Origin of the sequence: Gardnerella phocaeensis, from assembly GCF_048545075.1 — a bacterium.
Lineage (GTDB): Bacteria > Actinomycetota > Actinomycetes > Actinomycetales > Bifidobacteriaceae > Bifidobacterium > Bifidobacterium vaginale_J.
Map to the genome: position 1 here is coordinate 33476 of NZ_JBKQXS010000004.1, position 25648 is coordinate 59123.

Genomic DNA, 25648 nt, shown 5'->3' on the forward strand with positions numbered 1-25648 from the left:
ATGCTTTGGAAGGCGCGTTAGGGGACAACATCTTCTTTCTTATAGTTGAGTATGTTGCTATGGGATGTTGTGGCATGGTTGGTGGCATGTGGGCTATTCGTAAAAAGTACGATGTTTTTGCCATTATTGCCACTTCTTGGATCACGGCGTTGGGCGGCGGAATTGTGCGCGATGTTTTACTTGGAGCATTGCCGCCTGTTGGTATTGCTGATCATGGTTTTGTGATTACTGGATTGCTTTCCGGTGTAATTGTTGCAGTTGCGCACCCGGAGATTGATAAGTGGCGTTGGTTTATGCTTACGATTGATGCGCTAGCTTTGGGATTGTTCGCTGTGAACGGCACAGCAAAAGGCTTAGATTTTCATATGTCGGGCACGACTTCAGTATTTTTAGGAATGGCAACTGCTTTGGGAGGCGGTTTGATTCGCGACATGATTTTGAACCAAGTTCCTGTTATTGTGCGAGATAAGCATTGGTATGCTTTACCTGCTGCTTTTGGATGCGTATTAACTGTTTTTGTTGTAAAAGCAAAGCATGCAGGTTACTTTGGTTTAACTGTTGAAATATTGCTTGATATTCTTATTGTTGCTCTTGTTGTTGCAATGCGCTTGTTGTCTGTGAAACTAGATTTAACTTTATTTGGAGCAATGAATCGCACAGAACCTATTAAGGTTAGACGCCCTCGTATTCGTCGTATTAATAATCGTCGTCGTTAATATTGCATGCGATGATAAAAATAATCCCCAGCACCGATTGGTACTGGGGATTTTTCCTTACATGCTGTGTTATGCAGTTACCTGCACAAACTTCACAGAGCGTTAATCGCTACAGCAAGACCAGACTTGCGGTTTGCAGCCTGATTCTTATGAATCACGCCACGACCTGCAGCCTTGTCAAGCTTCTTAGCGGCTACTGCGAAAGCGGCCTGCGCTGCAGCCTTATCACCAGCGGTGATGGCTTCACGAGTAGCACGAATAGCGGTCTTCAAAGCAGACTTTACTGCTACGTTACGCTTGTGTGCTTTCTCGTTGGTGAGAACACGCTTTTTCTGCGACTTAATGTTTGCCACTGTTACTCCAAACGACGTTTGCTATATAAGGACATACAAAGAGTAAGCATAGCATGCTTCTTGGATAACGTTATTCGTTTCTTTGTTTGTTTTGGGATTTCCTCCTCACTGTGTCGCGAGTTTTAGGGGATTTCTCTCCTCGCAAGTTCCCGTCCTTCGTCGCTTTGGCTGTTAGAGGTTTTGTTGTCTGCTTTGTTCTTAAAAGAATGTTGCTTCCTCAGTCCTCTTTTATTGCTCGTAGAGAAATCCCCCAAACTCTGCATGCTTAATCGTTAATAACCGTGCAAATCGCAGAGATTTTTCGATTTTTCTTCTTCGCTTGGCGAATCAGCAGCTTACGGCTCTGACGTTCGCCGCGCTCAGTGCGAAAAATCTCAAATCTCACCACGTGAATACTTACTTAACTGATAACGACGAATATTAAGTCAAATAAGCTATTAGTTTTTGCGTAGCGTTATTTTGTATTGTCAAAACGCAATAAGTGCTAAAAATATTGATTTATATTATAAACTAGGGTAGTAGAGTTGGTAAGATTAATTACTTGCGTAGCTTACGCAATTTAATATTATCCGCGTATTTAATAAGGAGATGCTTGCTTTGATTACACCGCATAACCAGCCAGGATTTACGGATCAATCGTTGATACGCAATTTCTGCATTATTGCGCATATAGATCATGGCAAGTCCACTGTGGCAGACCGTATTTTGCAACTTTCAGGAATTGTGCCAGAGCGTGAAATGCGAGACCGTTTCTTGGATCGCATGGATATTGAGCAAGAGCGCGGTATTACTATTAAATCGCAGGCTGTTCGCGTTCCTTGGACTTTTGAAGGCAAAGAGTATTCGCTTGGAATGATCGATACTCCTGGTCACGTCGATTTTACTTACGAAGTTTCGCGCGCGCTGGCAGCATGCGAAGGTGCAGTGTTGCTTGTTGACGCAACTCAAGGCATTGAAGCGCAAACGCTTTCTAATCTTTATATGGCAATCGACCACAATTTGACGATTATTCCTGTGCTTAACAAAATCGATTTGCCTAGCGCTGAACCAGATAAGCATGCTGAAGAAATAGCTGGATTAATTGGTTGCAAGCCGGAGGACGTGTTGCGCGTTTCTGGTAAAACCGGCGAAGGTGTTAAAGACTTACTTGATCAAATTGTGCTGGAAGTTCCAGCCCCAAGCGGCAATCCTGATTCTCCTGCTCGCGCTCTTATTTTTGACTCAGTCTACGATTCGTATCGAGGAATTGTCACCTATATTCGTATGGTTGATGGCGAGCTTAAGTCGCGCGAAAAATTGCATATGATGGGAATCGGCATGACGCACGATCCTATTGAAATCGGCGTTATTAGCCCAGATATGACTCCAACTAAGGCGCTTGGAGCAGGCGAAGTAGGCTACGTAATTACAGGCGCAAAAGACGTGAGCCAATCTAAAGTCGGCGACACCATTACTAGCGCAGTAAATCCCGCATCCGAGCCTTTGGATGGCTACCGCGATCCTAAACCTATGGTTTACGCAGGTCTTTTCCCAATTGATAACGCGCAATTCCCAGATCTTCGAGATGCTCTCGACAAGCTAAAACTTAACGACGCGGCTCTTATTTACGAGCCAGAAACGTCTGTTGCGCTGGGCTTCGGTTTCCGTTGCGGATTCTTAGGTCTTTTGCACATGGAGATTGTTTCCGAGCGTTTAAGCCGCGAGTTTGGCTTGGATCTTATTTCCACTGCTCCTAACGTAACTTACGATGTTACTAGTGAAGACGGCAGTGAGCATCACGTAACGAATCCTAGCGAGTTTCCAGAAGGCAAGATTAAGCGCATTATTGAGCCAATGGTTGCGGCCGATATTATTACTCCGAAAGAATTTATTGGTGCTGTAATGGATTTGTGCCAGGAACATCGCGGAGAAATGGGCACAATGGAATACATTAGTGCAGACCGCGTGGAAATGCATTACAGGATTCCTCTTGCAGAAATCGTTTTTGACTTCTTTGATCAGCTTAAAAGTCGCACAAAAGGCTATGCTTCTCTTGACTACCACGAAGATGGCGAGCAGTCTGCGGATCTTGTGAAAGTTGATATTCTTATTCAGGGAGATAAGGTTGACGCTTTTAGCGCAATCGTGCACCGAGATAAGGCTTATTCTTACGGCGTTATGATGACTAAGAAGCTTCGTGGACTTATTCCTCGTCAGCAGTTTGAGATTCCAATTCAGGCGGCAATCGGCTCTAGAATTATTGCTCGCGAAACTATTAGCGCTCTTCGAAAAGACGTGCTCGCTAAATGCTACGGCGGCGATATTACGCGTAAACGCAAGCTTCTTGAAAAACAGAAGGCTGGTAAGAAGCGCATGAAGATGCTCGGACACGTTGAAGTTCCGCAGGAAGCATTCGTTGCGGCTTTGGCTACAGACGAGAGCGCAAACGATCGCGATACTAAAGATAAGATTCGCGCAGCGCAAAAGTCTGAAGGATGAGTTTAGAGTTGGATGCTGAATTAAATAAATCAGCTATGCAAACTAAAAGTACGCCTTTTGAAGTGTACGTGCACGTGCCGTTTTGTTTGCGTCGCTGCGGTTATTGCGATTTTAACACGTATACAGCTCGCGATTTGGGTGAAGGTGCTAGCCGCGAAGGTTATGCGGATGTTGCGATTCAAGAGATGCGTCTTGTAAAAAAATGGCAGGAATATCACGGAATTTTCGAGCCTAAAGCGCAATCTGTTTTCTTCGGTGGAGGCACTCCAACAGTTCTTAAAGCGCAAGATTTAGTGCGAATTTTGCAAGAAATACGCAACTTGTGGGGGTTTAATAAAGACGCGGAAATAACTACTGAAGCAAATCCGGATACTGCAGACGAAAAGTATATTGAAACGCTCGCAGAAGGCGGATTTACTAGAATATCTTTCGGAATGCAATCAGCAGTGCCGCACGTTCTTAAAACTCTTGACCGCACGCATACTCCAGAAAACGTAGCTCGCGGTGTAAAAGCAGCAAACGCATGTGGTTTGCGCTCAAGTGTTGACTTGATTTATGGAGCTCCGGGGGAGAGTCTAGACGATTGGCGAAAGTCAGTAGAAATGGCTTTAAGCCTAGGAGTAAACCACGTTTCTGCATATGCGCTAACGGTAGAGCCGCGCACAAAAATGGGCCGTCAAATTGCTGCTGGCACTATTCAAGCGCCAAACGACGATGATGAAGCTGCAAAATACGAGTTGGCAGACGAGCTTTTTAGTTCTGCTGGATTAAAGTGGTATGAGATTTCTAATTGGGCGCGTCCGGGTTTTGAGTCTCGTCATAATCTTGGATACTGGCGAAACATTGATTGGGCCGGAATCGGTCCTGGAGCGCACTCGCACTACAATGCTGCAAATCACATTAGTAAACAAAGCATGGATGATAACGCTTCTTTAGCTAATCCAAACGAGTTTTATAATCTTCGATCATGGGATATTTTGCATCCAAAACATTGGGCTCATGCTATCAACGCAGGAAACGTGCCGTGGCAAAACTACGAATGTATCAATGCAGAAGATGCGCTTATTGAAGAAGTAATGCTTGGGCTTCGCATTAAAGAAGGGCTTGATATTTCGCAATTGTGCGAAAAAATGCGCGAAACTAATAAGGTGTTCGATGATTCACATTTGCAAAAAGTGTTACGTGAAGTGTGTAAGGAAGATTTGGCAGTGTTGCACGAAAATCGCATTATCGCAACGCGCAAGGGTAGGCTGCTCAACGATTTATTAATAGAAAGAATTGTTGACGCGTGTGAAGAAGGTCTTACCGTGCTAAAATAGTGCGTATTGCGTCATAAATGCTTGATATACGAAAATTCAATGTAGAAAGGAACAATCATGGCAAACCGCAAAGAGCGTCGTGCGAAGGAAAGGCAGAGTCGCAAGGGGATTCCTTCTCAATATGACGAAACAAAAGGTCGCGCTCGCGGAGGCATGATTGACGAATACAATTTACAAGAACGTTCTAGAAGACTTCAAGAGAGGGGAACTGGTCCTTGGAAGCCAACTTCTAATGTTACAGCTGAAGAAGAAAGAATTGCTCGAAATATTCGTCGAACTGAATCAGTAGACGACACTTGGAACGCTGTTCGTAAGGTTATTGGCGTTTGCTCGTGGGCTGTGATTTTGGTTTCCGCACTTGCTTTCTTGGTAATAATGTGGCTTCCTAATCAGCCTATTGTGCTTGTTGTAACTGTTGCAGTTCTGTTTGCGCTGGGCGTATTTGGCTTGTTCTTTAGCTTTAGTAATTCTAAACAGAATCCGCGCCTTGACGAGCACGGCACCGCGATTTAGGTAGATTTAGTTCAATTTAGGTTTGTTTATAAATAAACAAAAACTATTTTTAATAGACTAAGGTGGGCACTTGTAACACAATGTGCTCGCCTTTATTTCTTAGAATCTACTCGTTGAATACGTCGGAGTGTGTCCCCGTGCGAGAAGCAGTTAAAACAAGCTCGTTTTCCTTAATTATGTAAATAAGCAGCCAGTCTGGTCTTACATGGCATTCGCGGAATCCTCTGTATTTGCCTTTAAGTGGATGATCTTGGTACGATTCGTCAAGAATCTCTTCGTTGCGTAACTTTTCAAGTAATATATCAACAAGATGTGTATCGTATCCGCGCTTTCTGATTCGCTTCATGTCTCTTTTAAACTGTGAAGTGTACGTTAAAGTAAGCATAATTAATCTTCCTTAAAAACGTCGTCCATCATCTCGGATACTGAGTTATAGCGTTTTGCTGGAATTTTTCCAGATAGAATATCTTCGGCTTCCTTAAACGCGGCGATTGTTTCTTTATTGTATTTTGGCTGCTTTAAGTCGAATGGGAGTCCTTCTACCATAAGCGACTTGTGCAAGAACATGTTGATTGCATCGCTAAGAGTTATGCCGAAGCTGGCGAATAATTCCTCTGCTTGTGCTTTAACATCCTTGGTGACGCGCACGTTGATGCTTGCGGTTTTCGCTGTATTGTTTGATTTCGTTGCTGTTGCGCTGATTGCCATAATATGCTCCTTGATTTTATGTTTATAGTGCTTTGCTTCTATAAGTCGTTAGTTTTTGACGTGTTAATTTTGTCTGTTTTTCTAGTTTTTGATATTCATCTATCAACTTTTATTACATTCTACAATGTATTATTTTGTTTTACAATGCACTATAAACGTTTTACAAAGTATCACGATTGTATTACGTTTGCTGCCTGCTGTTTTTGCTACAAGCTACGCTTCCCGCCTATGTGCGCGCTTACACAATAGGATGATTTACATAGTAGTCGTGAATTGACTGCTTCGAAATAATCTCTTCGCTGCCCTTATCTTCTGGCACACCTATTCTCGCGCGAATCCACGGATCTTCTTTATGCGTTCTTTCGCTGAGCTGATTTCCTGTAAGATTTCCCAGTTTCGCGCACACTTCCTCTATGATTTTCACCTGCTTATAGTCTAAAGTTGCGCATCTTTCTGGAAGAGAAATCAGTAGTTCTTCTTTGCGAATTGTGAATCTTCCTCGATGTCTGTTAAATAATTCCAATGAAACTGGACCGTTCGTCCAAGCTTCAAAATCTTCCGGGAATAGCGACAATCCAGTTGTAGCTAAGCTGTGCGCTTGAGAATAATACACAAGCTTTTGCAGCTTCATAGTTGTCATTGGCCCCATAATTTCCAATATTTTTGCCGCTACGTTAATAATGCCCATCGCGCACCTCCTTTTTCTTCGCAACAAATTAATAGCGATTTTATGAATGGAAAAAGTGAGCGTCAATTCGATTAAAGAAATGTGGACAACTTTTATTATGCGTCGTTTTTTAGCTTGTGCTATTTTAGCTTGTGTTATTTTGGCTTGCGTAGTTTTTGGCTTGCGTTAATTTTGTGAATCTATAAGCGCGTAGCCATGTCTTACAAGCACAGATTTAAGTTGCGTAAGATAAGCGAGTGAAGCTTTTGAAAGCTTCGTGCGTTCGTTTGTAATCCAGCCAACAAGCATAGTGTCATCACATTCAAGCGGAATAGTGACGATTTTTTCATTGTTTAAATCGCCGTTATCTATTCCAGTGCAAACAGTGTAACCATTCAACCCAATAATAAAGTTTAAAATGGTAGCGCGGTCAGAAACGTTGATTTTTTTCGGTGGGCGAGTAGGCCAAACAGCCTCTTCTGCGAAGAAGAAACTTCCTTCTTCTCCCTGTTCGTATTGAATAAACGGATACGGTTTCAAATCTTCCAAGCTCAAGCTTTTTCGCACTGCAAGCGGATTATTTCTAGAAAGAAAAACATGCAATTTTGCACGGAAAAGCGGGTGGAACTCCAAATGTTTTTCACGAAGCAGCTTGCCGATTACATCCCTGTTGTAGTCAGAAAGATAAAGAATTCCAAGGTCTGCGCGCATATCGCTTACTTGCTTAATAATATTTTTTGTGCGCGTCTCGCGAATTGAAAACTCGTATTCGTCAGAATGAATACTGCGAATCATATCGACGAATGCTTCAACAGCAAACATGTAGTGCTGTGTTGCAACGCTGCATAATTGTGGGCGAGGCTTAGTACTTTTGTAGCGTTCTTCAAGAAGATCCGCTTGCTCAATTACTTGTCGAGCGTACGTCAAAAACTCAGCTCCATCAGCTGTTAATGCAATTCCTTGAGTGGATCTAGTGAAAATCTCAATATTAAGTTCTCTTTCAAGCTCTTTTACAGAAGAGCTCAATGCTGGTTGTGAAATATATAATGCTCGTGCTGCTTCGTTCATTGAACCGCAGTCAACGATTTTTACAATATATTTCAGTTGTAGCAAAGTCATATGAGCTTCTTTCGTGAGCTAAAAGTTAAAATAATTATCAAAAATCACATAAATGAGCCGCTAACGAATCTAGCAAAAGGTATAGGCATAACCTAATTATTAGTTGCTATAACTATAGTTGCTATAACCTTAGTTTCGCATGACCTTAGTAATATAACCTAAATATTTAAGCAATTATTAAAGATTTACTCCTACTGAAGCTAAATCCTTACGCGCTTGCTCTGCGGTTGTAAAAACAAATCCATGCATGCCAACTCTATGAGCTCCATCAATATTTGCTGGCTTATCGTCGAAGAAAACAGTTGTTTGCGGATTCAATCCAAATCTACTTATAGCAAGTTCAAAAATTTCCGGTTCTGGCTTATGCAAATGCTCAACACCGGAAATAATAGTTCCTTGCAAAAGAGTAGAAAGTTCTGGGAATTTTTTAAGCGCCAACGGGAAAGTTTCTTTAGACCAATTCGTTAAGCCCCACACGCCGTATCCAGCTTTACGTAAATCATGCAATAAATCAACCATTCCAGGCATCATGCGCGTCAAAACTTGGTCATAATGAGCGCAATACCAGCGGAAAGCGCAGGCAAGCTCGCTTCCAAAGCGACGCTCGTATTCAGGCATAAGATCTTTCAAAAGCTCGCCGCCATCCATGCGGTCCTCAAATTCATAGAAGCCGGCTAAATCGTTCTTTCCAAAGCTTCCATTAGGGCAAATAGTATCAACTAAATTCGGGAATTGCTTTTGCAAACAGTTTCGGCAATTCCATTCGAGTAGAACTTTGCAATAGTCAAACATGACGTCATGAATCTCAATATTTTGTGCGTTAGTCATTTGTTTCTACGGCTCCTATTTGTTTCATACGTTATTTTATATTCGCGTATTTTGTTTTGTGCGTTAATCTTGCTTGTTAATTTTGCTTGTTAATCTTGCCCGTTAATTTCGTGCGTTTAATTTTGCGCATTGCTGATATTATTTTGCGCGCTACTTTATATTAATAAGAATCCCAAGAACATGCGGTAATGCATTTATAATGTCGCTTGCAACAATTGGGTGTTCCAAAGTTAAAGCACGCTTTGATTTCACTATGTCTTGCACTAGTTGAGTGTAATTGTTTCCACCGCTACTGCGTGATGCAAACACTGCGCAAACTCCGTGAATCACAGCTGCGCTCGCTGCAATAAGTGCGTAATTTTTGTTATTCGCGTTGTCGTTATTATTGTCGTTTTCGTTGTCGTTTTCGTTATCTTTTTCGTGCTGAGCCAGCAATGCTCCTAAAATTCCTGCTAGCACATCTCCTGATCCTGCAGTTGCTAGCCAAGATGGAGCGTATTGTGCAATATAAACAGGAGAGTGCATCGATGATGGTGATGCAACTGCTGTTGTTGCGCCTTTAACTAACACAGTTGCTCCAGTAAGATTTGCTGCTTTTTGAGCGTAGTGAGTTGGGTTAGCGGATATTTGTTGTGCGCTTACTTCTAAATCGTATCTAGTAAAAAGCGAGCTTAATTCTCCTGCATGAGGTGTGAGAACTACTTTTTCGCAAACTTGTTTTGGTAGTAAATCCAACGCTCCAGCGTCTACGCATATTGGCGGAAGATTGTTATTTAATTGCGTTTCAGTGCTGTCGTTTTCGTTGTCGTTTTTGCTTTCGTTTGAGTATTTTGCAAGTATGCTAGCAATGTATTTTCTTTGAGATAAAGCCGTTTCGTCGTTACAATGACTTTCGTCTGGTATGCCGCATCCAACTGTTATTGCGTCGATTTTTCCGTTTAATTGTTCGGATGCTACTACTTCAGGTGATGCTTGCAATACTAAGTTTTGTGTGCGAAGAGGACCGGTATAACGAACCATTCCAATATTTGCATGTATTGCAGCACTTGTGCTTAATACTGCTGCTCCTGGATAGTCGTTTGATCCGGTAATTATGCCTAGAACGCCTCTTGAATATTTATTATCGCTTGCATGAGGCGTGCGCAATGCTATGGAAGCAAGATGAATATCTACTGATATTTCATTATTTGCAGAGTTTTTATCGTCAGTTTGCGAACTGTCGGGTTTTGCAACGTAATTCATGCCATCTGTATTGCCAAACATATTATTAAGTGTAATTGCTGTTAAGCACATGCAGAGTTGCTAAACATGTGTATTACTGTCTAAACTTATGTATTGTTTCAATTTGTAAACGTTTTGAAAATATTTGTAATTTTTTTGTTATTCTGCGTGTCGCAAGTGCTATGGCGTGTCGCTGCCAGTTTTGCGTAAAAAATAAACAAAAATGCCTGCTAGATAAATTTGTTCAAACGTTATAATCACATTTATTTTTTCGTTGACATATTAACGTTTTTTATTGCAAGATAAAGCAGAAAGTAGCACTGTCTTTTTTGAAATTTCGCATTATAACAGATGAAAAATTCGCGAAACGCATTTTTGCAAAAATAATTATATTTTTTCACATTTTTTATTGACCGGCATACATATTTTTCTTATGCTATAAGCGTTATTGCGAATGATTATTTTTTTCATGAATAGCTTTCATGAGTACCTCTCACAATCAACCCATGCAATAACAGTTAAAGATTCCCGAAAGGAACGAGTGTGAAAACTTCACGAATTTTCGCAACTGCAGCTGCGGTTGCATTATTAGCAACTTCTATGGGTGCTTGCGGCTCTGCAAAAAATGCCGAAAATAAAGCGAATGGCAATCAAGTAAATGTAGTGGCAACTACAACTCAAATTTGCGATTACGTAACTCAAATCGCTTCAACTGCTGACGCAAAATCTGGATTGAGCCTCAATAAGACGGATTCTCAGGGCAAGAAGTCTGTAATCGGAGCTCCTCAAGACAAAGCAAAGTCAACAATTAATTTGACCTGCTTGCTTGCGCCAAACGCTTCTGCTCATGAGCATGAAATGACTCCAGCTCAATCTAAAGCTCTTTCTAAGGCTGATTTGATGCTCGTTTCTGGTGTAGATCTCGAGCACTTCTTGGATCAAGCTGTGAAAGCTACCGGTTTTAAGGGCACTATGGGTGTAACTTCCGGTATTCTCACTGCTGACGAAATCAAGGATCCAAAGGCTGAGACTTCTAAGGAAAAGGATCTTCCATACAAGGTTGATCGCGGTATCGCTAAGGTGCATGCTGAAAAGTGGCCATTCCCTCCAGAGGAAGGCGAGAAGGAGCCTGAATTCCAGTACGATCCACATATTTGGACCAGCACGAAGAACACTATGATTCAGGTTAAGAATATCGGTTATTTCCTCGGAAAAGCTCTTCCTAAGAGCAAGTCTATTTTCGATGAGCATGTTGAGAAGTTTGTTAAGTCTTTGACTGATTTGGATGCTTGGGCAACTAAAGCTTTGAATAGTGTGCCACAAAAGCATCGTGTTCTCTTCACTTCTCACGATGCATTCGGTTACTTCTCCCGTGACTACAATGTGAAGTTCATTGGTGCAGCACTTTCTGATTTCAACAGCCAGCAGGATGCTACTGCAGATCATATTCAGAAAGCTGCAGAAGATGTCAAGAAGTCCGGAGCTGTTGCGATTTTCGCTGAGAATTCTAACAATTCCAAGTCGATTAAGGCTGTTGCTTCTGCAGCAGGAGTGAAGGCTGTTATTGGCGACGATGCGCTTTATGGAGATTCGCTTGGACCAGTCGGATCTGCCGGCGAAACTTACATCGGTTCCATCGTTCACAATGTTGAAACATTGGTGAAAGCTTGGAATGGTAATGTTCCTGAACTTCCAGATTCAGTTAAGACTGCATTGAAGAAGTAACATATAAATAACAGTAAAAATAACAGTATCGTAACAGTAACTTTAATAGCGAAACTTTAATAGCGAAGTAACGAAGTTACTGTTACGAATACTTATTAATAAACTGAAAAGACTGGAAATATAGTGAATAAGAGCGTCCTTGCAATGAAAAATTGCGACCTGGCATACGGTTATAAAACTGTAGTGACCGGTATTAATGGCAGTGTGCAAGCCGGGGAAGCTTTGGCTTTAATAGGTCCAAATGGTTCTGGAAAAACAACGTTTTTGCAGGCTATTATTGGTATCGTGCGCGTAAGTCGCGGTGAACTGAAAATGCCTAAGGCTTTGTCTATTGGATATGTGCCACAGCAGGTTGATTTGGATTTAACGTTCCCGATTACTGCACGGCAAGTTGTTGCAATGGGCTTAAGTAGGCAGACAGGTTTTCTTGGATTGCTTAAAAAAGATCAGAAAAAAGCTGTTGAGGATGCTCTTAATCATGTTGGTTTATTAAATCGCGCAGATGTGCGATTTGGTGACCTTTCTGGCGGTCAGCGACAGCGCATTCTTCTTGCGCGCGCTATTGTTGCAAAACCAACGCTTATTTTGCTCGACGAACCTTTTAATGGTCTTGATGAACCGAATCGCCGAGAACTTCTTAATATTATGAAATCAGCAAAGCAAGAAGGTATTGCTTTTGTTGTATCTACGCACGATTTAGTTATTGCAGATGCTATTTGTGAAAAAGCGCTACTTTTAGCTGGCAAGCAGATTGCTTTTGGTACGCTTAAAGAAGTAATGACTAAAGAAAATATTACTCGCGCATATGGTGGAAGCATGCCAACAGATTCTGTAGGTCTTACGCTTTCGCAAATGTCTGAAGATGATTCTAAAGGAAGCTCTTCAGAAGGCTCGAAAGAAGTTTTTAGCGATGGCTTAAAAATCAGTGAAAGGCAAGATTAATGCTTGCCCAATTAGTTGAATCATTAAGAGAAGTTCTGGAACCAATTCCTGGTTTTGATTTTATTGCTTCTGCTCCTTATATTTTTCGCCCGTTCTGCTTACTTATAGTTCTATCTATAGCTAGCGGAATCGTTGGCGTATTTGTGAACTTGAGATGTGCTGAATTTAATGCGGAAGCTATTGTGCATGGCATATTTCCCGGAATTGTTGTAGGTGCTTTATACGGTGGCATAGATCAAATTATTCCTGGTGCTGCAATTTGTTCAGTATTTTTAGTTGCTGCATTAGTGTGGGCTTCTCGTTCAGCTCGCATAAATGAATCGATTATCGCAACTGTTTTAACTACTTTCTTTGCTCTTGGTGTAGTAATTTCACTAAAAAAAGGTGATATGTCAGGTCAGCTTGAGGCGTTGATGTTTGGTAGGCTGCTTGATGTCACTGATGAGCGAATGACTCAAGCAATATGGATTTGTTTGTTTGCAATTATTGTGCTTTTGGCAACTTGGAAACAGCAGATTATTGTTGCTTTCGATCGAGCAAGTGCTCCATTAATGGGAGTTCATACTCTTTTTGTAGATATTGTTCTTAACGTTGGTATCGCTGCGGTTGTTGTTTCTGCATCTTCAGCTGTTGGTGTTCTTCTTGTGATTGGATACCTTATTATTCCAGGAGCTAGTGCTCGTTTAGTGTCTAGAACAGTTGGGCGCATGGTTGCAGTTGGTATTTTTGTTGGTATTGCTGGAGTTGTTCTTGGTATGTACGTTATGAATTTGGAGCTTGATCATCCTATTTCTCCTCAAGCTGCAATTGCATTAAGCATGTGTGCAATGTTCGTAGTTGTGCTTATTGTGCGCTGGCTGTTCCAAGTTATTTCATCTATAGTTTTTGCGCATAAAACTCATACAAGCGGTAGCGATATGAAAGTTTTAGCAAAATCTTATAAAGGTAGGGAATAGATGGTAAGTATTTGGCAAATTATCGCTCTACCTATAGTTGAAGCAATTGTTGTAGGTGCTCTATGCGGTTTCGTTGGCTCTCTTGCGCTTCTTAACCAGCGAATATTCTTTACTGAATCTATTACTCATGCTGCTTTTCCTGGAGCAGTATTAGGTGTAGTTTTAACTTCTGCTTATACAATAGATCAAAATATTTTGTCTCTTGGACTTTTTGTCGGTGCTGCTGTTGCGTGCGTTGTACTTTCCTTAGTAATGTATGCACTTTCGCATCTTAAGGGCATTTCTTCGCAAGCTGCAGCTGGTATTACTTTAACTGTCGGCTTTGCTAGTGGATACTTTTTAAATAAGTGGTTTGCTCCATTGCCATTGCGTATTGAGGGATTTTTAACTGGATCATTGCTTAATTGCACTCCTGCAGACGTGATTTCAGCCTCTGTTGCTTTCTTGCTTGTTTTGGGATTATGGATTTTTAATTCTGCTAATCTTGTGCATTGCTCGTTTGATCCGATTAATTACCGTGCTGCAGGTGGAAGATCAGGTTTTATACAAGGCATGGTTCTTGCTTTGATTATTATTACTGTTTCCGTCATTATTCCAGCAGTTGGTACAGTTGTTTCAGTATCTCTTATTGCTGCTCCTGCTGCAGCATTAAAGGGAAGAATTGCTTCTATAAATAAATTTGTGCTTGCATGTGTAATTACTGCTGTTTCGATTGCTTTAATTGGACTAGCTTTAGCTGTAATACTGAAGCTTTCTGCCGGCGGTACTATTGCTATTTGCGCTGGAGCTTTCTTCTTAATAGTCAAGATTGGTGAAAGTATTTTTATAAAAATTAATGATTTTTCATCGAGATTGCATGCAAGGCGAGAAAAAGTAGCCGAAAACGCTATCTAGCAAAAGAGTTTTAAAAGTCGCTCTGTTGTCCTAAAATGTCAACGAATTGCGCGTGAAAAATGCGCGCGATTGACGTCGTTTTTGCGCGTTTTGTTGATTGTTTAATCGCGTAAGTTTATCGACGCCACACAAGTCCAGGTCTGCACATTAGTAACGCAAGACCCCGATAGAAAAGGACAATTATGGCTGAAAATACCATCTCCATCACCGTAAACGAGGAACGCAAGGAGGTGGATGCAAGCTTCACTGGCGTTGAACTTTTCGCGGAAGATAAGAATATTATTGCCGTGCGTTTAAATGGCGAGTTGCGTGATTTGTACACGCCTCTTCATGACGGCGATACCGTGGAATCAGTAGCACTTGATAGTGAAGATGGCATCGCAATCATGCGTCATTCCGCTACTCACGTGATGGCTCAAGCTGTTCAAGAAATTCGACCAGACGCAAAGTTGGGCGTAGGTCCTGTAATTAAAGACGGCTTCTACTACGATTTCGATGTTGATACTCCATTTACGCCAGACGATTTGAAGCAAATCGAAAAGCATATGCAGCGCATTATTAAAGAGTCTCAAAGCTTCCGTCGTCGCGTTGTAACTGAAGATGAAGCGCGCGTTGAAGAAGCAAATCAACCTTATAAGTTGGAGTTGATTGGGGATAAGGAAGCTGCTCTTGATCCGGCTGCTGCTGGCGAAATTAGCAAGCATGAGCTTAGCATGTACGACAATTTGGATCGCGAAGGCAATAAAGTTTGGAGCGATTTGTGCCGTGGACCTCATTTGCCAAACACTCGCTATATTAAGGCTTTTAAGCTTGAGCGTGTTGCTGCAGCTTACTGGCGTGGTTCGGAGCATAATCCTATGCTTCAACGCATTTACGGCACTGCTTGGCCTAGCAAGGAAGAGCTTAAAGCTTACACAACTCGCATGGAAGAGGCCGCTAAGCGCGATCACCGCAAGCTCGGTCAAGAGATGGATTTGTTCTCATTCCCAGATGAGATTGGTCCAGGCTTAGCAGTGTTCCATCCAAAGGGTGCTGCGATTATTAACGCGATGGAAGATTATTCCCGCGAGCAGCATCGCAAGCATCACTACAGCTTCGTACAAACTCCGCACATTACTAAGGGCGGCTTGTATGAGACTTCCGGTCACTTGCAGTGGTACAAGGATGGCATGTATCCTCCAATGAAGCTTGACGAAGAGCGCGACGAAAACGGTAACGTAACTCGCCAAGGTGCTGACTACTACTTGAAGCCAATGAATTGCCCAATGCATAACTTGATCTTCAAGTCTCGCCAGCGTTCTTATCGCGAACTTCCTTTGCGCTTGTTTGAGTTTGGTACTGTGTATCGCTACGAAAAGTCTGGTGTTGTGCATGGTTTAACTCGTGTTCGTGGATTGACTCAGGATGATTCGCACATTTATTGCACTCGCGAGCAAATGCGCGATGAGTTGAAGAGCTTGCTTAACTTTGTGCTTGGTCTTCTTAAAGACTTCGGTTTGAACGACTTCTACTTGGAGCTTTCCACTAAGGATGAGCATAAGTTCGTCGGTTCCGACGAGATTTGGGAAGAAGCAACTAATACTTTGGCAGAGGTTGCTAAAGAGTCTGGTTTGGAACTCGTGGACGATCCAGGTGGAGCTGCATTCTACGGCCCGAAGATTTCCGTGCAAGCTCGCGATGCAATCGGCCGCACTTGGCAGGTTTCTACTATTCAGCTCGACTTCAACTTGCCTGAGCGCTTTAAGCTGGAGTATATTGCGGCTGACGGTAGTCACCAGCGTCCTGTGATGATTCACCGCGCACTCTTCGGCTCTATTGAGCGTTTCTTCGCTATTTTGCTTGAGCATTATGCAGGCGCATTCCCAGCATGGTTGGCTCCAGTTCAAGTAACTGGCGTTCCTGTTGCAGACGAGTTCGCTCCACACTTGCAAAAGTTCATTAGCGATTTGGAAGAGAACATGGTTCGTTGCGAAATGGACAGCTCTGACGATCGCTTCGGCAAGAAGATTCGTAACGCTTCTAAGTCTAAGGTGCCTTTCACTTTGATTGCCGGCGAAGAGGATGTGAACAACAATGCTGTGAGCTTCCGCTTCCGCGATGGCAGCCAATTGAATGGTGTTCCAGTTGAGCAAGCTAAAGAGTGGATTTTGTCCATTATCAAGCAGCGCGTTCAGGTGAATACTTCCGAAGATTTCGAGCGCTACACTAAGTAGCTTAAGTTAGGTAACTTAAACGCTAACGTAAGTTTCTGTGTAATGAATCTTAACTAGAAAAGCCCGCACTTCTTAATGTTGTGCGGGCTTTTTTATATCTAAATCGCTACACCGTTATTTTTTCAGTTTGCCAGCTGAGTTTTTAACGGTGTTTTGCTGATTACCGTTATTTTTTCAGTTTTCCAGCTGAGTTAGTAACGGTGTTTGTATCTTCTTACAGTCGCGCGGTTACTATAAGAATGTTGATTGAGCACAAGTTTTACTTGCGATTACGCTAGGAAGGTTGCATTCAATGTTGGAATCATTACGCAGTGGGTTTAAGCGCATTATTTCTCCAATTGCAAAATTGCTAGTCCGATTAGGCGTAAGTGCTAATTGTGTGACAATTGTTGGCACAATAGCTGTAGTTATTATTGCTTTTGTTACTGCTTTTACTAAACAGTTTGTTGTTGGCACTATATTTTTAACTATTTTTGTGCTTGCAGACAGTTTAGATGGTTCTGTTGCTGCAATAACTACAGGCGGCACAAAATTTGGTGCATTTCTTGACTCAACTCTCGATCGCATTGCAGACTGGTCATTGTTTTCCTCGGTATGCATTTGTTTGTATAACTCTCACGAAAAAGATATGTGCACTTGGATTTCAACTTTGAATGGCAATGCAATAAAGTATGTAGGATTATTAAGCTGTTTAGTTGCTCTTATGGCAGCTTTCGTAACTTCATACACTCGCGCTCGCGGTCAGTCAATAAATGTAGATCCTAAAAAAGGTTTAATAACTCGTGCAGATAGAGTTGCTGTGATTCTTGTTGCTATGGGGCTTGTTGGTCTTACAAATCAACTTTTTTGGTTGAGTTTTGCTATGATTTTGCTTGCTATTGGCGGTATTATTACAGTTTTCCAGCGTATTTTTGAAGTAAAGCATGGGCTTGATATAAAAGATAAATAAAATTTGTCGCGAAAGCGCAATAAAATCGTTTCGTTTGATTAACTGTACGTTTTAGGAGTATCATGTCAGGTCATTCCAAGTGGGCGACTACAAAGCACAAGAAGGCCGCTATCGACGCAAAGCGTGGCAAGCTTTTTGCCAAGCTTATTAAGAACATTGAAATTGCTGCACGTTTGGGTGGTGGCGATCCTGATGGTAATCCAACGTTGTACGATGCCATCGTTAAAGCTAAGAAGGCTTCCATGCCTGCTGACAACATCAAGCGCGCTGTAAAGCGTGGTTCTGGTGAAGAAGCTGGCGGCGCAAACTATGAAGAGATTGTTTACGAAGGTTACGCTCCTGCAGGTGTTGGATTGATTATTGAATGCCTTACTGATAACCGCAATCGTGCTGCTGCTGATGTGCGTTCAACTCTTACTAAGGGCAACGGTTCTTTGGCAACAAGCGGTTCTGTGAGCTTCAACTTCGAACGTAAAGGTTTGATTGAAGTTCCATCCGAAGGTGTTGACTACGATAAGCTTTTCGAAGTTGCAGCTGAAGCTGGAGCTGAAGATGTTGCTGATGATGGTGATGTTTATTCTGTTTACACCAATTCCAGTGATTTGGTAACTGTGCGTAAGGCTTTGCAGGAAGCTGGTTTCGACTACGATTCTGCAGATATCATTATGCATCCAAATAATGAGGTTGAATTAAGCTTCGAAGATGCTCAAAAGGTTTCTCGCTTAATCGATAATCTCGATGACTTGGACGATGTTCAGAATATCTACAGCAACTGGACCGCTTCAGATGAAGTTATGGCTCAGCTTGAGGAAGATGAATAGTCTCCTATGATGATTTTGGGCGTTGACCCCGGGCTTACTCGCTGCGGGGTTGGCGTGATTGAAGCCGGCGTATCTCGTCGGCTTTCTTTTATTCACGTCGATGTGTTGAGGTCTGAGCCTGATCTTTCGCAAGATTTGCGACTTTTAAAGATTTATAACGGATTAGTTGAAAAAATTGAGCGTTTTTCGCCTGATACTGTGTCTATTGAACGTGTTTTTGCGCAAGAAAATCGAAATACTGTTCTTGGCACTGCACAGGTTGCTGGTATCGCAATGCTTGCTGCAGCTCAGCGCAATATTCCTGTTGCTTTACACACTCCTACTGAAGTTAAACTTGCTGTAGCTGGAAACGGAAAAGCTCAAAAACCTCAAGTAGAGCGCATGGTAGCGCGACTACTTGGTCTTAATGTTTTGCCTACTCCTGCTGATGCTGCCGACGCTTTAGCTCAAGCTATTTGTCATGCTCTTCGTCCTTCTGGTGCTTTACAAGGTGGCGAGCGCGAGCAGCATCTAACTGCTGCGCAGAAACAGTGGGCATTAGCTCAAGCTCAGGCGCGTAAATCTTCTTCTGTCGTTCGAGACATGTAGGATATCAATAGAACAGATGTTCTATTATAATTGTATTTGACTTTATGTGCTTTAAGCTATGAGTTTTTGTTAGGTGGGAGTGAGCTTATGATTGGAATGCTTGTTGGGCAAGTTGCGTCAATTGATGCTCGTTCTGCTCTTATTGTTGTTTCTGGAGTTGGCTACGAAACTTATATGCCTTCTCAAGATTTGTCTTCTTTGCATGAAGGGCAGGAAGTTCGCGTTTATACGTCGCTTCAAGTTTCGCAAGATGCTTTAACTCTTTATGGTTTTACAACTCAAGCTGCTAAACGAATGTTTTTGCAAGTGCAAAAAGTTAGTGGAATTGGTCCTAAAGTTGCTCTTTCTATGCTTTCAACTTTGAATGTTGATCGTCTTTTACAAGCTATTTCTGAGGGAGATGTAACTTCTCTTTCTTCTGCTCCTGGTTTAGGGAAAAAGGGTGCGCAGAAGATTATTTTGGAATTGAAGGGTTCTCTTGATCCTTCAATACTGGCAGATAGTTCTAATGATTCGACTCAATCTAATAAGCAGATTGTTGATTCTAGCGTGCAATGCGTAATAGAGGGTCTTGTTTCATTGGGTTGGAGACAAGTTGACGCTCAAAGAGCAGTTGAGCAAGTTTGTGCAGAGAATAATATTTCAACTCCTATATCTGATGCAGATTTGCCTAATGTTTTACGAATGGCATTAGCTTCACTTGATAGGGGTAGATAATCATGTTTGTAAAGAATCTAGTATTGGGGGAGTTGAAGTGAGTGAAGAGTATACTTCTGCGCTAAATACTGGTGTTGCTGAAGAATCCTTACGCATGGTTTCTTCAACGCCTTTAGGAAATGAGCAACTCAGTGATGAGGAGCTTCGTCCTCACGCATTAGAAGGTTTTATCGGTCAACCAGTTTTAAAAGCGCAATTGCAACTGTTTTTAGATGCTGCTAAAAAGCGTGATGTTGCGCCTGACCATATGTTATTGGCTGGCCCTCCTGGATTAGGAAAAACTACATTAGCAATGATTGTTGCTAATGAATTGCAAGTTCCTATTCGAATTACTTCAGGTCCTGCTATCCAGCATGCTGGAGATTTAGCTTCTATACTAAGCGCGCTTGACGCAGGTGAAGTGTTGTTTATTGACGAAATTCATCGTTTGCCTCGTGCTGCAGAAGAGTTGCTTTATATTGCTATGGAAGATTTCCGCGTTGACGTCATGGTTGGTAAAGGTCCTGGTGCCTCATCAATACCGCTAACTCTTCCTCGTTTTACTGTAGTTGGAGCTACCACTAGGGAAGGAATGTTGCCTTCTCCATTGCGCGCTCGTTTTGGTTTTACTGCTCATCTTGATTTTTATCCTCACGAAGAGCTTGAAAAACTTATTGAGCGATCTGCTAAAGTCTTAGGGATTCGTCTTGTCGATCAAGCTGCTAAAGAGCTATCATTGCGCTCTCGTGGCACTCCTCGTATAGCGAATCGTTTGTTAAGACGTGTCAGAGATTGGGCTATTGTGCATGATTTGTCAGAAGTAAATCATGAAGCTGTTTCTGAAGCGTTAGCTTTATACCAGATTGATACGCAAGGTCTTGATCGACTTGATATTGCAGTTTTGAAGGCTATGGTTTGTCAGTTTAACGGTGGACCGGTTGGTCTTAATAATCTAGCTGCAATGGTTGGTGAAGAATCTGAAACTGTTGAAACAGTGTGTGAACCATATTTAGTGCGTGAGGGATTCTTAATTCGCACTCCTAAAGGTCGTGTTGCAACTAGTAAAGCTTGGAAACATTTGGGCTTTAAAGAGCCTAGTAATGTCAGTGAGCTAGCTTAAAATAATTAACTTGGACGGCATTTCGACCGTCTTAGGGTTGGATACTTAAGGAGTTTACTTTGCCTCAATTTTTCCAGCAGTATGGCATGCTTATTATTCTCGTTGTAGCAATGGTTTGCATGATGATGTTCCAAACTCGCAATGCTAAGAAGCGTCAAGCTGAAATGCGTTCATTCCATGAATCTTTGGAACCAGGCACTGAAATTATTACAATCGGCGGCATTATCGGCAAGATTGTAAGCGTAGATACTCAATATGAAGAGATTGTTATCGATTCAGAAGGTAGCTTGATGCGAGTATCTTTCCGCGCTGTAAACAGATTGTATGTGCGTCCAGCATTTATTAGCGATGAAGAAGCTGAAGCAAACGAAAAAATGGAAGCCAAAGCTGATATCGAAGAAACTGATAAACAAGATGTTTCTGAGCCAACTGCTGAGTCCACTGAAGAAGACAGCGCAATAGCGGTTCTCATGACGACTGCTATAAATTAATTATGTAATACTTGAAGTTGTGATGTGTGATGCGGTTCATGCTTCACACATCACACGAACATGCGTATACTTTCCTCATATTCTTAAAAACAGGTTGCAACGAAAAGAACGTTAGGATTATGATAGCAACGGATATTACAGTGAAAACGTTGAAAACAGTAAGCAACGATGATGCCGCTTATCTTGCTTCTTTGATTCGTACCGTTCCAGGATTCCCAAATCCTAGTATTATATTCCGTGATTTTCTTCCTATATTTTCAAATGAGCGCTCTTCGCGAATTCTTATTGATTCTTTGATTGAGGCATTGCCTGTGCCGGCTGATTCAATTGATTTGATTGCTGGGCTTGAAGCTCGAGGTTTTCTTTTTGGACCATTATTGGCATCTAGGTTAGGCAAAGGTTTTCTTGCTATTCGTAAAGCTGGTAAGCTACCTCCTCCAGTTATTACTGAGTCATACATGCTTGAGTATGGTCAGGCAAGTATTGAAATTGAAAGCGATGCTATTAAGCCAGGTCAACGTGTGCTTATTGTTGACGATCTTATTGCAACTGGAGGCACTGCAAAAGCTGCCGCAAATATTGTCAAGCGCGCTCAGGGAATAGTTGCAGGTTTTAGTTTTGTTATTGAACTTACTGGTATTAGTGGAATGAGTGAATTATGCGATTATCCTTGCAGCAGTTTAATTACTATGCCAGCTTAAAAGTTTATTATTATCGCTTATTATTAAAGTAATATCCTATTTAAAGCAATATATTGGTTTTGCACCTAAAAGATTGAAAGGAAAAGGCATGGTTGAAAAGCTTAAGTCATCCTTAATAAACATGTCTAAAGGTGTAATAACTCCTGTTATTGTTATTTTTATTTTTTCTCTTACAATAGGTCTTTTCTTATCTCTCACACTTCTTGTGGTTTCTATCGAAGAAGGAATAGGTAATCTTTCTGAATCTGCAATGTCTATGACTTGGGCTGTGTTTATGTTTGCTCAAGGCGTGGGTCTTACTTTTGGAAATTGCATTCTTACGATTATTCCTTTAGGTCTTACTTTTCTGCTTATTTCAACGCTTGTGTGCTTAATTCGTCGTATTAAAGGTGGGAATATAGCGTATTTTACTGGGCTTGTAGTCTGGGCTGCTATTAATGCTATACTTTCTCAAAATACGCATGTTACTTTACTTGATTCTACTTTTATTGTTGCTTGTAAATCTTCTTGTGTTTATTTAATTTCGTTACTTATAGCGGTTTTCCCAAGCAGCTCGCTGTTTGTATCTGCTAAGCAGCGTTATAAGCAAATATGTCCTGAGTATATTCAAAAAAATATTCGTATTACTAAGCGAACTGCGGTAATTTTATTCGGTTTATATGCTTTTGTTGCGTTAATAACTGTTGTGGTTTGGGCTTGCACAAATTTTGGTTATGTTAATTCATATTTCAATAAACTAGGCATGCAAAATGGTTCGCGTATTCTTACAACTATTGCTTGCTTAGTTTGGCTGCCGAATGTTGCTATTTGGGCATTATCTTGGATTTGTGGATCTGGATTTAATATTGGATCGGTTGCACAATTTACTTTAACAGTTTCTCAGCGTAAATCTTTGCCGCCTATTCCGGTTTTTGGAATATTTCCTGATGCTGTTATTGACGTTGTGCATCGCACTGTTTTTTACTATATAGTTCCAACTTTATGCTTTATTGTAATGCTTGTAACTTTATTGCATAAAAGCGGCTGTGGCTTGCGTCTAAAAAATATTATTGACAAAACCGAGCGTGAGTCTTTTATGTTGAACGCTATAGAAGCTGCAACTGATAGTGTTGGCGTATCCGCTTTAATTACAATTATGTGGACTGTTGTTTTCTCAATAGCAAATGGTTCATTAGGTGAATGTCGACTTTCTTATATTGGAGTTGACATTATTGAAAGTACTAGAGCTGTTGGTCATCTTACACTATATGCTTCTGCTGTAGCATTAGTTATTTCAATTTTTAGTATTCTACTTATTTGCGGTGCGAGATATTGCTTAAATCTTATTGCTGCTAATAAGTCGAATAAGCCTGTAAAATCTGCAAAATTAATCGAAAATAAGACTAGTAATAAAAATAATCAACCTTTGCCTTTGAAAAAAGCCGCTCCTAGGACGGTTTCATCGAAGGCTAAAAGAAAATAATTCCTCACTACTATTTTGGGAAGGAAGGCCGCCGTGCAACAGACACAGAGCAAAGAATCAAACGCAAATGTGCTGATAACCACAGGTGAAAGGCAAATTCGTAGAGTTCTTGTTTCAGTTTTTCATAAAGAAGGACTTGAAATATTAGCTGAAGCTTTTAGAAAGGCTGATACTGAAGTAGTTTCAACCGGCTCTACTGCTGCTAAATTGGCGGAACTTGGCGTTCATGTTACTGAAGTTTCTGACGTTACTGGTTTCCCAGAAAGTCTTGATGGAAGGGTGAAGACTTTAGATCCGCATATTCACGCTGGAATTCTTGCAGATATGAGTAATGCTGATCATGTAAAGCAACTTGAAAAGCTAAACATAAAGCCGTTTGATGCTGTAGTAGTTAATTTGTATCCGTTCGTAGACACTGTAATGAGCGGTGCTGATAGTGACGCAATTATTGAAAAAATTGATATTGGTGGACCTTCTATGATTCGTGCTGCAGCAAAGAATCATAAGTCTGTTGCCGTTATTACAGATCCTGCAGATTACCAGCTTTTAGCTAATAGAATCGTTTCAGGTGAAGGCTTTAATTTGCAAGAGCGCGAATATTTGGCTGGTAAAGCATTTGCTCATACTGCAGCTTACGATGCTTCTATATCTGAGTGGACAAGTAAAGCATGGCAGAAGCCTGAAAGTTTGAACACAAATGATGAAGAAGATAGTCAAAATGCTGTAGCTGTGGAGCTTCCTGCAAACTACACGCGCACTTGGAGTTTAGAGCATACGCTTCGATATGGTGAGAATCCTCATCAGCAAGCAGGATTGTATTTAGATCCTTTGCATAAGGGTGGTTTGGCTCAGGCTGAGCTTCTTGGCGGAAAACCTATGAGCTACAACAATTACGTAGATGCGGACGCTGCTTGGCGTGCGGTTTGGGATTTTGCTCCACAAATTGCAGTTGCTGTTTGCAAGCATAATAATCCTTGCGGATTGGCAATAGGCGCAACTGCAGCAGAAGCGCACAAAAAAGCTCACGCTTGCGATCCTGTGAGTGCTTACGGCGGTGTGATTGCTGCAAACACTACAGTCACTTTGGAAATGGCAGAAAGCGTGCGCCCAATTTTCACGGAAGTTATTGTGGCTCCAGACTATGAGCCTGAAGCTTTGGAATTGCTTCGCACTAAGAAAAAGAATCTTCGTATTTTAAAGGTTGCAACTCCGCCAGTTTTGGATTTGCAAGTTCATCCTATTGACGGTGGTGCTTTAGTTCAATCTGCAGATAAGATTGATGCTTTTGGTGATAATCCTGAAAACTGGACGCTTGTTTCTGGAGAAGCTGCTGATGCTGACACTTTGCGCGACTTGCAATTTGCGTGGCGTTCGCTTCGCTGCGTAAAGTCTAACGCAATTCTACTTGCGCACGACAATGCTACTGTTGGCATTGGTATGGGGCAGGTTAATCGCGTGGATTCATGCCATTTAGCTGTTGAACGTGCGAATACTTTGGCTGATGGCGTTGAGCGTGCTCGCGGATCTGTTGCAGCTTCGGATGCTTTCTTCCCATTTGCTGACGGTCCGCAGATTCTTATTGAAGCTGGCGTTCGTGCAATCGTGCAACCTGGTGGCTCTATTCGCGATGAGGAAGTGTTCGAAGCTGCTCGTAAAGCTGGCGTAACTATGTACACTACCGGAACTCGTCACTTCTTCCACTAAAATCGCTTTATCTAAAATTTATAAATTCATAAATGAATCAATAAATACTATGAATGCAGCGTTTGAGTATTTCAAGCGCTGCATTTTTGCTTTAATAAATAAATCAGCTTATGTTTTCTTATCGCTAAGCAGGTATGATACAAGTATGACAGATAATGAGCATCAGACTAAAAGTGCTAAATCGGAACATCCGTATGTGTCGGAAAAGCGTGAGGGTAAGCCTTATGCTGAGTGGATTGTAGCAGTTATTGTTGCATTTTGCGCATTATTGGCATTCGTAGGATATGTAAAAGCCGCCACAATTATTATTTCTGTGGCGGCTGTACTTCTAGGCGTTATGCGCTTAATTATGCGTCAGCGTAGTCCTTGGAAAGTTCGCTCTGTTGGCTTTGATTCTTTCATAAGTATTACGCTTGGCATAGGTTTGCTCATAACATATGCTTCAATTATATTTTTGCTGTAAC

Annotated in this window: 26 protein-coding genes; 19 read left to right on the forward strand and 7 right to left on the reverse strand. The window is 41.6% G+C overall.

The window, feature by feature from the left end; all coding sequences use genetic code 11:
- Positions 1-5 precede the first annotated feature (5 nt).
- Complete coding sequence (locus tag ACJV2T_RS05020) at positions 6-716, forward strand: trimeric intracellular cation channel family protein (RefSeq protein WP_415682990.1); 711 nt, start codon at positions 6-8, stop codon at positions 714-716.
- Positions 717-808: 92 nt separating this feature from the next.
- On the opposite strand, the gene rpsT is transcribed toward ACJV2T_RS05020, so the two are convergent.
- Positions 809-1069 (reverse strand): 30S ribosomal protein S20, encoded by a 261-nt coding sequence (gene rpsT, locus ACJV2T_RS05025; RefSeq protein WP_004106518.1) that lies wholly within the window; start codon positions 1067-1069, stop codon positions 809-811.
- Between the two features lie 597 nt (positions 1070-1666).
- Here rpsT and lepA point away from each other — a divergent pair.
- The 3 genes from lepA to ACJV2T_RS05040 are packed head-to-tail and all read left to right on the forward strand — an operon-like array spanning position 1667 to position 5379.
- Complete coding sequence (gene lepA / locus ACJV2T_RS05030; RefSeq protein ID WP_415682928.1) at positions 1667-3547, forward strand: translation elongation factor 4; 1881 nt, start codon at positions 1667-1669, stop codon at positions 3545-3547.
- Positions 3544-4866 carry a radical SAM family heme chaperone HemW gene (hemW, locus tag ACJV2T_RS05035; RefSeq protein WP_419399331.1) on the forward strand — a complete coding sequence of 441 codons (1323 nt, stop codon included), beginning with the start codon at positions 3544-3546 and terminating at the stop codon, positions 4864-4866. The genes lepA and hemW overlap by 4 nt, the downstream gene beginning before the upstream one ends.
- A gap of 57 nt (positions 4867-4923) precedes the next feature.
- A complete protein-coding gene (locus ACJV2T_RS05040; protein ID WP_419399332.1) occupies positions 4924-5379 on the forward strand; it encodes a tripartite tricarboxylate transporter TctB family protein in 456 nt (151 codons plus the stop codon).
- Between the two features lie 106 nt (positions 5380-5485).
- Here ACJV2T_RS05040 and ACJV2T_RS05045 read toward each other — a convergent pair whose 3' ends face one another.
- The 6 genes from ACJV2T_RS05045 to ACJV2T_RS05070 form a co-directional block, all read right to left on the reverse strand.
- Positions 5486-5764 carry a type II toxin-antitoxin system YafQ family toxin gene (locus tag ACJV2T_RS05045; RefSeq protein WP_415682931.1) on the reverse strand — a complete coding sequence of 93 codons (279 nt, stop codon included), beginning with the start codon at positions 5762-5764 and terminating at the stop codon, positions 5486-5488.
- 2 nt (positions 5765-5766) lie between these two features.
- Entirely contained in the window at positions 5767-6087 is a 321-nt protein-coding gene (locus tag ACJV2T_RS05050; protein WP_415682932.1) for a type II toxin-antitoxin system RelB/DinJ family antitoxin, read from the reverse strand.
- Between the two features lie 238 nt (positions 6088-6325).
- The gene (locus ACJV2T_RS05055; RefSeq protein WP_415682933.1) at positions 6326-6775 is read right to left on the reverse strand and encodes a Panacea domain-containing protein; all 450 of its coding nucleotides are present in this window, start codon (positions 6773-6775) and stop codon (positions 6326-6328) included.
- A gap of 165 nt (positions 6776-6940) precedes the next feature.
- Positions 6941-7873, reverse strand: coding sequence for a LysR family transcriptional regulator (locus ACJV2T_RS05060; RefSeq protein WP_419399333.1), 933 nt, complete (start codon positions 7871-7873; stop codon positions 6941-6943).
- A gap of 177 nt (positions 7874-8050) precedes the next feature.
- Positions 8051-8701, reverse strand: a complete 651-nt coding sequence (locus tag ACJV2T_RS05065; RefSeq protein WP_415682935.1) for an HAD family hydrolase — start codon at positions 8699-8701, stop codon at positions 8051-8053.
- Positions 8702-8851: 150 nt separating this feature from the next.
- Positions 8852-9994, reverse strand: coding sequence for an ADP-dependent NAD(P)H-hydrate dehydratase (locus ACJV2T_RS05070; protein WP_419399334.1), 1143 nt, complete (start codon positions 9992-9994; stop codon positions 8852-8854).
- 471 nt (positions 9995-10465) lie between these two features.
- Between ACJV2T_RS05070 and ACJV2T_RS05075 the strand changes: the two genes are divergently transcribed.
- The 15 genes from ACJV2T_RS05075 to ACJV2T_RS05145 all read left to right on the forward strand — a co-directional run bounded on the left by ACJV2T_RS05075 (position 10466) and on the right by ACJV2T_RS05145 (position 25647).
- Positions 10466-11647, forward strand: coding sequence for a metal ABC transporter substrate-binding protein (locus ACJV2T_RS05075; RefSeq protein ID WP_415682937.1), 1182 nt, complete (start codon positions 10466-10468; stop codon positions 11645-11647).
- Between the two features lie 144 nt (positions 11648-11791).
- The gene (locus tag ACJV2T_RS05080; RefSeq protein WP_419399335.1) at positions 11792-12589 is read left to right on the forward strand and encodes a metal ABC transporter ATP-binding protein; all 798 of its coding nucleotides are present in this window, start codon (positions 11792-11794) and stop codon (positions 12587-12589) included.
- Entirely contained in the window at positions 12589-13545 is a 957-nt protein-coding gene (locus tag ACJV2T_RS05085; protein ID WP_415686809.1) for a metal ABC transporter permease, read from the forward strand. Before ACJV2T_RS05080 ends, ACJV2T_RS05085 begins: the two co-directional genes overlap by 1 nt.
- Positions 13546-14439 (forward strand): metal ABC transporter permease, encoded by an 894-nt coding sequence (locus ACJV2T_RS05090; RefSeq protein ID WP_004108805.1) that lies wholly within the window; start codon positions 13546-13548, stop codon positions 14437-14439.
- A 182-nt stretch (positions 14440-14621) separates the two neighbouring features.
- Positions 14622-16652 carry a threonine--tRNA ligase gene (gene thrS, locus ACJV2T_RS05095; RefSeq protein WP_419399336.1) on the forward strand — a complete coding sequence of 677 codons (2031 nt, stop codon included), beginning with the start codon at positions 14622-14624 and terminating at the stop codon, positions 16650-16652.
- Positions 16653-16944: 292 nt separating this feature from the next.
- Entirely contained in the window at positions 16945-17601 is a 657-nt protein-coding gene (locus ACJV2T_RS05100) for a CDP-alcohol phosphatidyltransferase family protein (RefSeq protein WP_415687195.1), read from the forward strand.
- 62 nt (positions 17602-17663) lie between these two features.
- Positions 17664-18422, forward strand: a complete 759-nt coding sequence (locus ACJV2T_RS05105; protein WP_004106544.1) for a YebC/PmpR family DNA-binding transcriptional regulator — start codon at positions 17664-17666, stop codon at positions 18420-18422.
- 6 nt (positions 18423-18428) lie between these two features.
- Entirely contained in the window at positions 18429-19010 is a 582-nt protein-coding gene (ruvC, locus tag ACJV2T_RS05110) for a crossover junction endodeoxyribonuclease RuvC (protein ID WP_004106546.1), read from the forward strand.
- A gap of 87 nt (positions 19011-19097) precedes the next feature.
- Positions 19098-19727 (forward strand): Holliday junction branch migration protein RuvA, encoded by a 630-nt coding sequence (ruvA, locus tag ACJV2T_RS05115; RefSeq protein ID WP_064340661.1) that lies wholly within the window; start codon positions 19098-19100, stop codon positions 19725-19727.
- A 94-nt stretch (positions 19728-19821) separates the two neighbouring features.
- Complete coding sequence (gene ruvB / locus ACJV2T_RS05120; protein ID WP_419399351.1) at positions 19822-20826, forward strand: Holliday junction branch migration DNA helicase RuvB; 1005 nt, start codon at positions 19822-19824, stop codon at positions 20824-20826.
- Between the two features lie 59 nt (positions 20827-20885).
- Complete coding sequence (gene yajC, locus ACJV2T_RS05125; protein WP_419399337.1) at positions 20886-21317, forward strand: preprotein translocase subunit YajC; 432 nt, start codon at positions 20886-20888, stop codon at positions 21315-21317.
- A gap of 119 nt (positions 21318-21436) precedes the next feature.
- On the forward strand, positions 21437-22018 hold the full coding sequence (locus tag ACJV2T_RS05130) for an adenine phosphoribosyltransferase (protein WP_419399338.1): 582 nt from the start codon (positions 21437-21439) through the stop codon (positions 22016-22018).
- An 88-nt stretch (positions 22019-22106) separates the two neighbouring features.
- Positions 22107-23480, forward strand: a complete 1374-nt coding sequence (locus ACJV2T_RS05135; protein ID WP_419399339.1) for a cell division protein PerM — start codon at positions 22107-22109, stop codon at positions 23478-23480.
- Between the two features lie 33 nt (positions 23481-23513).
- Positions 23514-25184, forward strand: a complete 1671-nt coding sequence (purH, locus tag ACJV2T_RS05140; protein WP_419399340.1) for a bifunctional phosphoribosylaminoimidazolecarboxamide formyltransferase/IMP cyclohydrolase — start codon at positions 23514-23516, stop codon at positions 25182-25184.
- 145 nt (positions 25185-25329) lie between these two features.
- Complete coding sequence (locus tag ACJV2T_RS05145) at positions 25330-25647, forward strand: DUF3017 domain-containing protein (protein WP_415682946.1); 318 nt, start codon at positions 25330-25332, stop codon at positions 25645-25647.
- The last annotated feature ends 1 nt before the right edge of the window (position 25648 follow it).

Coding starts and splice junctions, on each gene's coding strand:
- ACJV2T_RS05105 (WP_004106544.1), top strand. CDS start 17,664: ATGTCAGGTCATTCCAAGTGGGCGACTACAAAGCACAAGAAGGCCGCT.
- ruvB (WP_419399351.1), top strand. CDS start 19,822: ATGGTTTCTTCAACGCCTTTAGGAAATGAGCAACTCAGTGATGAGGAG.
- ACJV2T_RS05085 (WP_415686809.1), top strand. CDS start 12,589: ATGCTTGCCCAATTAGTTGAATCATTAAGAGAAGTTCTGGAACCAATT.
- thrS (WP_419399336.1), top strand. CDS start 14,622: ATGGCTGAAAATACCATCTCCATCACCGTAAACGAGGAACGCAAGGAG.
- ACJV2T_RS05040 (WP_419399332.1), top strand. CDS start 4,924: ATGGCAAACCGCAAAGAGCGTCGTGCGAAGGAAAGGCAGAGTCGCAAG.
- ACJV2T_RS05045 (WP_415682931.1), bottom strand. CDS start 5,764: ATGCTTACTTTAACGTACACTTCACAGTTTAAAAGAGACATGAAGCGA.
- hemW (WP_419399331.1), top strand. CDS start 3,544: ATGAGTTTAGAGTTGGATGCTGAATTAAATAAATCAGCTATGCAAACT.
- ACJV2T_RS05050 (WP_415682932.1), bottom strand. CDS start 6,087: ATGGCAATCAGCGCAACAGCAACGAAATCAAACAATACAGCGAAAACC.
- ACJV2T_RS05135 (WP_419399339.1), top strand. CDS start 22,107: ATGGTTGAAAAGCTTAAGTCATCCTTAATAAACATGTCTAAAGGTGTA.
- ruvC (WP_004106546.1), top strand. CDS start 18,429: ATGATGATTTTGGGCGTTGACCCCGGGCTTACTCGCTGCGGGGTTGGC.
- ACJV2T_RS05080 (WP_419399335.1), top strand. CDS start 11,792: ATGAAAAATTGCGACCTGGCATACGGTTATAAAACTGTAGTGACCGGT.
- ACJV2T_RS05060 (WP_419399333.1), bottom strand. CDS start 7,873: ATGACTTTGCTACAACTGAAATATATTGTAAAAATCGTTGACTGCGGT.
- ACJV2T_RS05130 (WP_419399338.1), top strand. CDS start 21,437: ATGATAGCAACGGATATTACAGTGAAAACGTTGAAAACAGTAAGCAAC.
- ACJV2T_RS05055 (WP_415682933.1), bottom strand. CDS start 6,775: ATGGGCATTATTAACGTAGCGGCAAAAATATTGGAAATTATGGGGCCA.
- ACJV2T_RS05065 (WP_415682935.1), bottom strand. CDS start 8,701: ATGACTAACGCACAAAATATTGAGATTCATGACGTCATGTTTGACTAT.
- ACJV2T_RS05070 (WP_419399334.1), bottom strand. CDS start 9,994: ATGTGCTTAACAGCAATTACACTTAATAATATGTTTGGCAATACAGAT.
- ACJV2T_RS05090 (WP_004108805.1), top strand. CDS start 13,546: ATGGTAAGTATTTGGCAAATTATCGCTCTACCTATAGTTGAAGCAATT.
- ACJV2T_RS05145 (WP_415682946.1), top strand. CDS start 25,330: ATGACAGATAATGAGCATCAGACTAAAAGTGCTAAATCGGAACATCCG.
- ruvA (WP_064340661.1), top strand. CDS start 19,098: ATGATTGGAATGCTTGTTGGGCAAGTTGCGTCAATTGATGCTCGTTCT.
- ACJV2T_RS05100 (WP_415687195.1), top strand. CDS start 16,945: ATGTTGGAATCATTACGCAGTGGGTTTAAGCGCATTATTTCTCCAATT.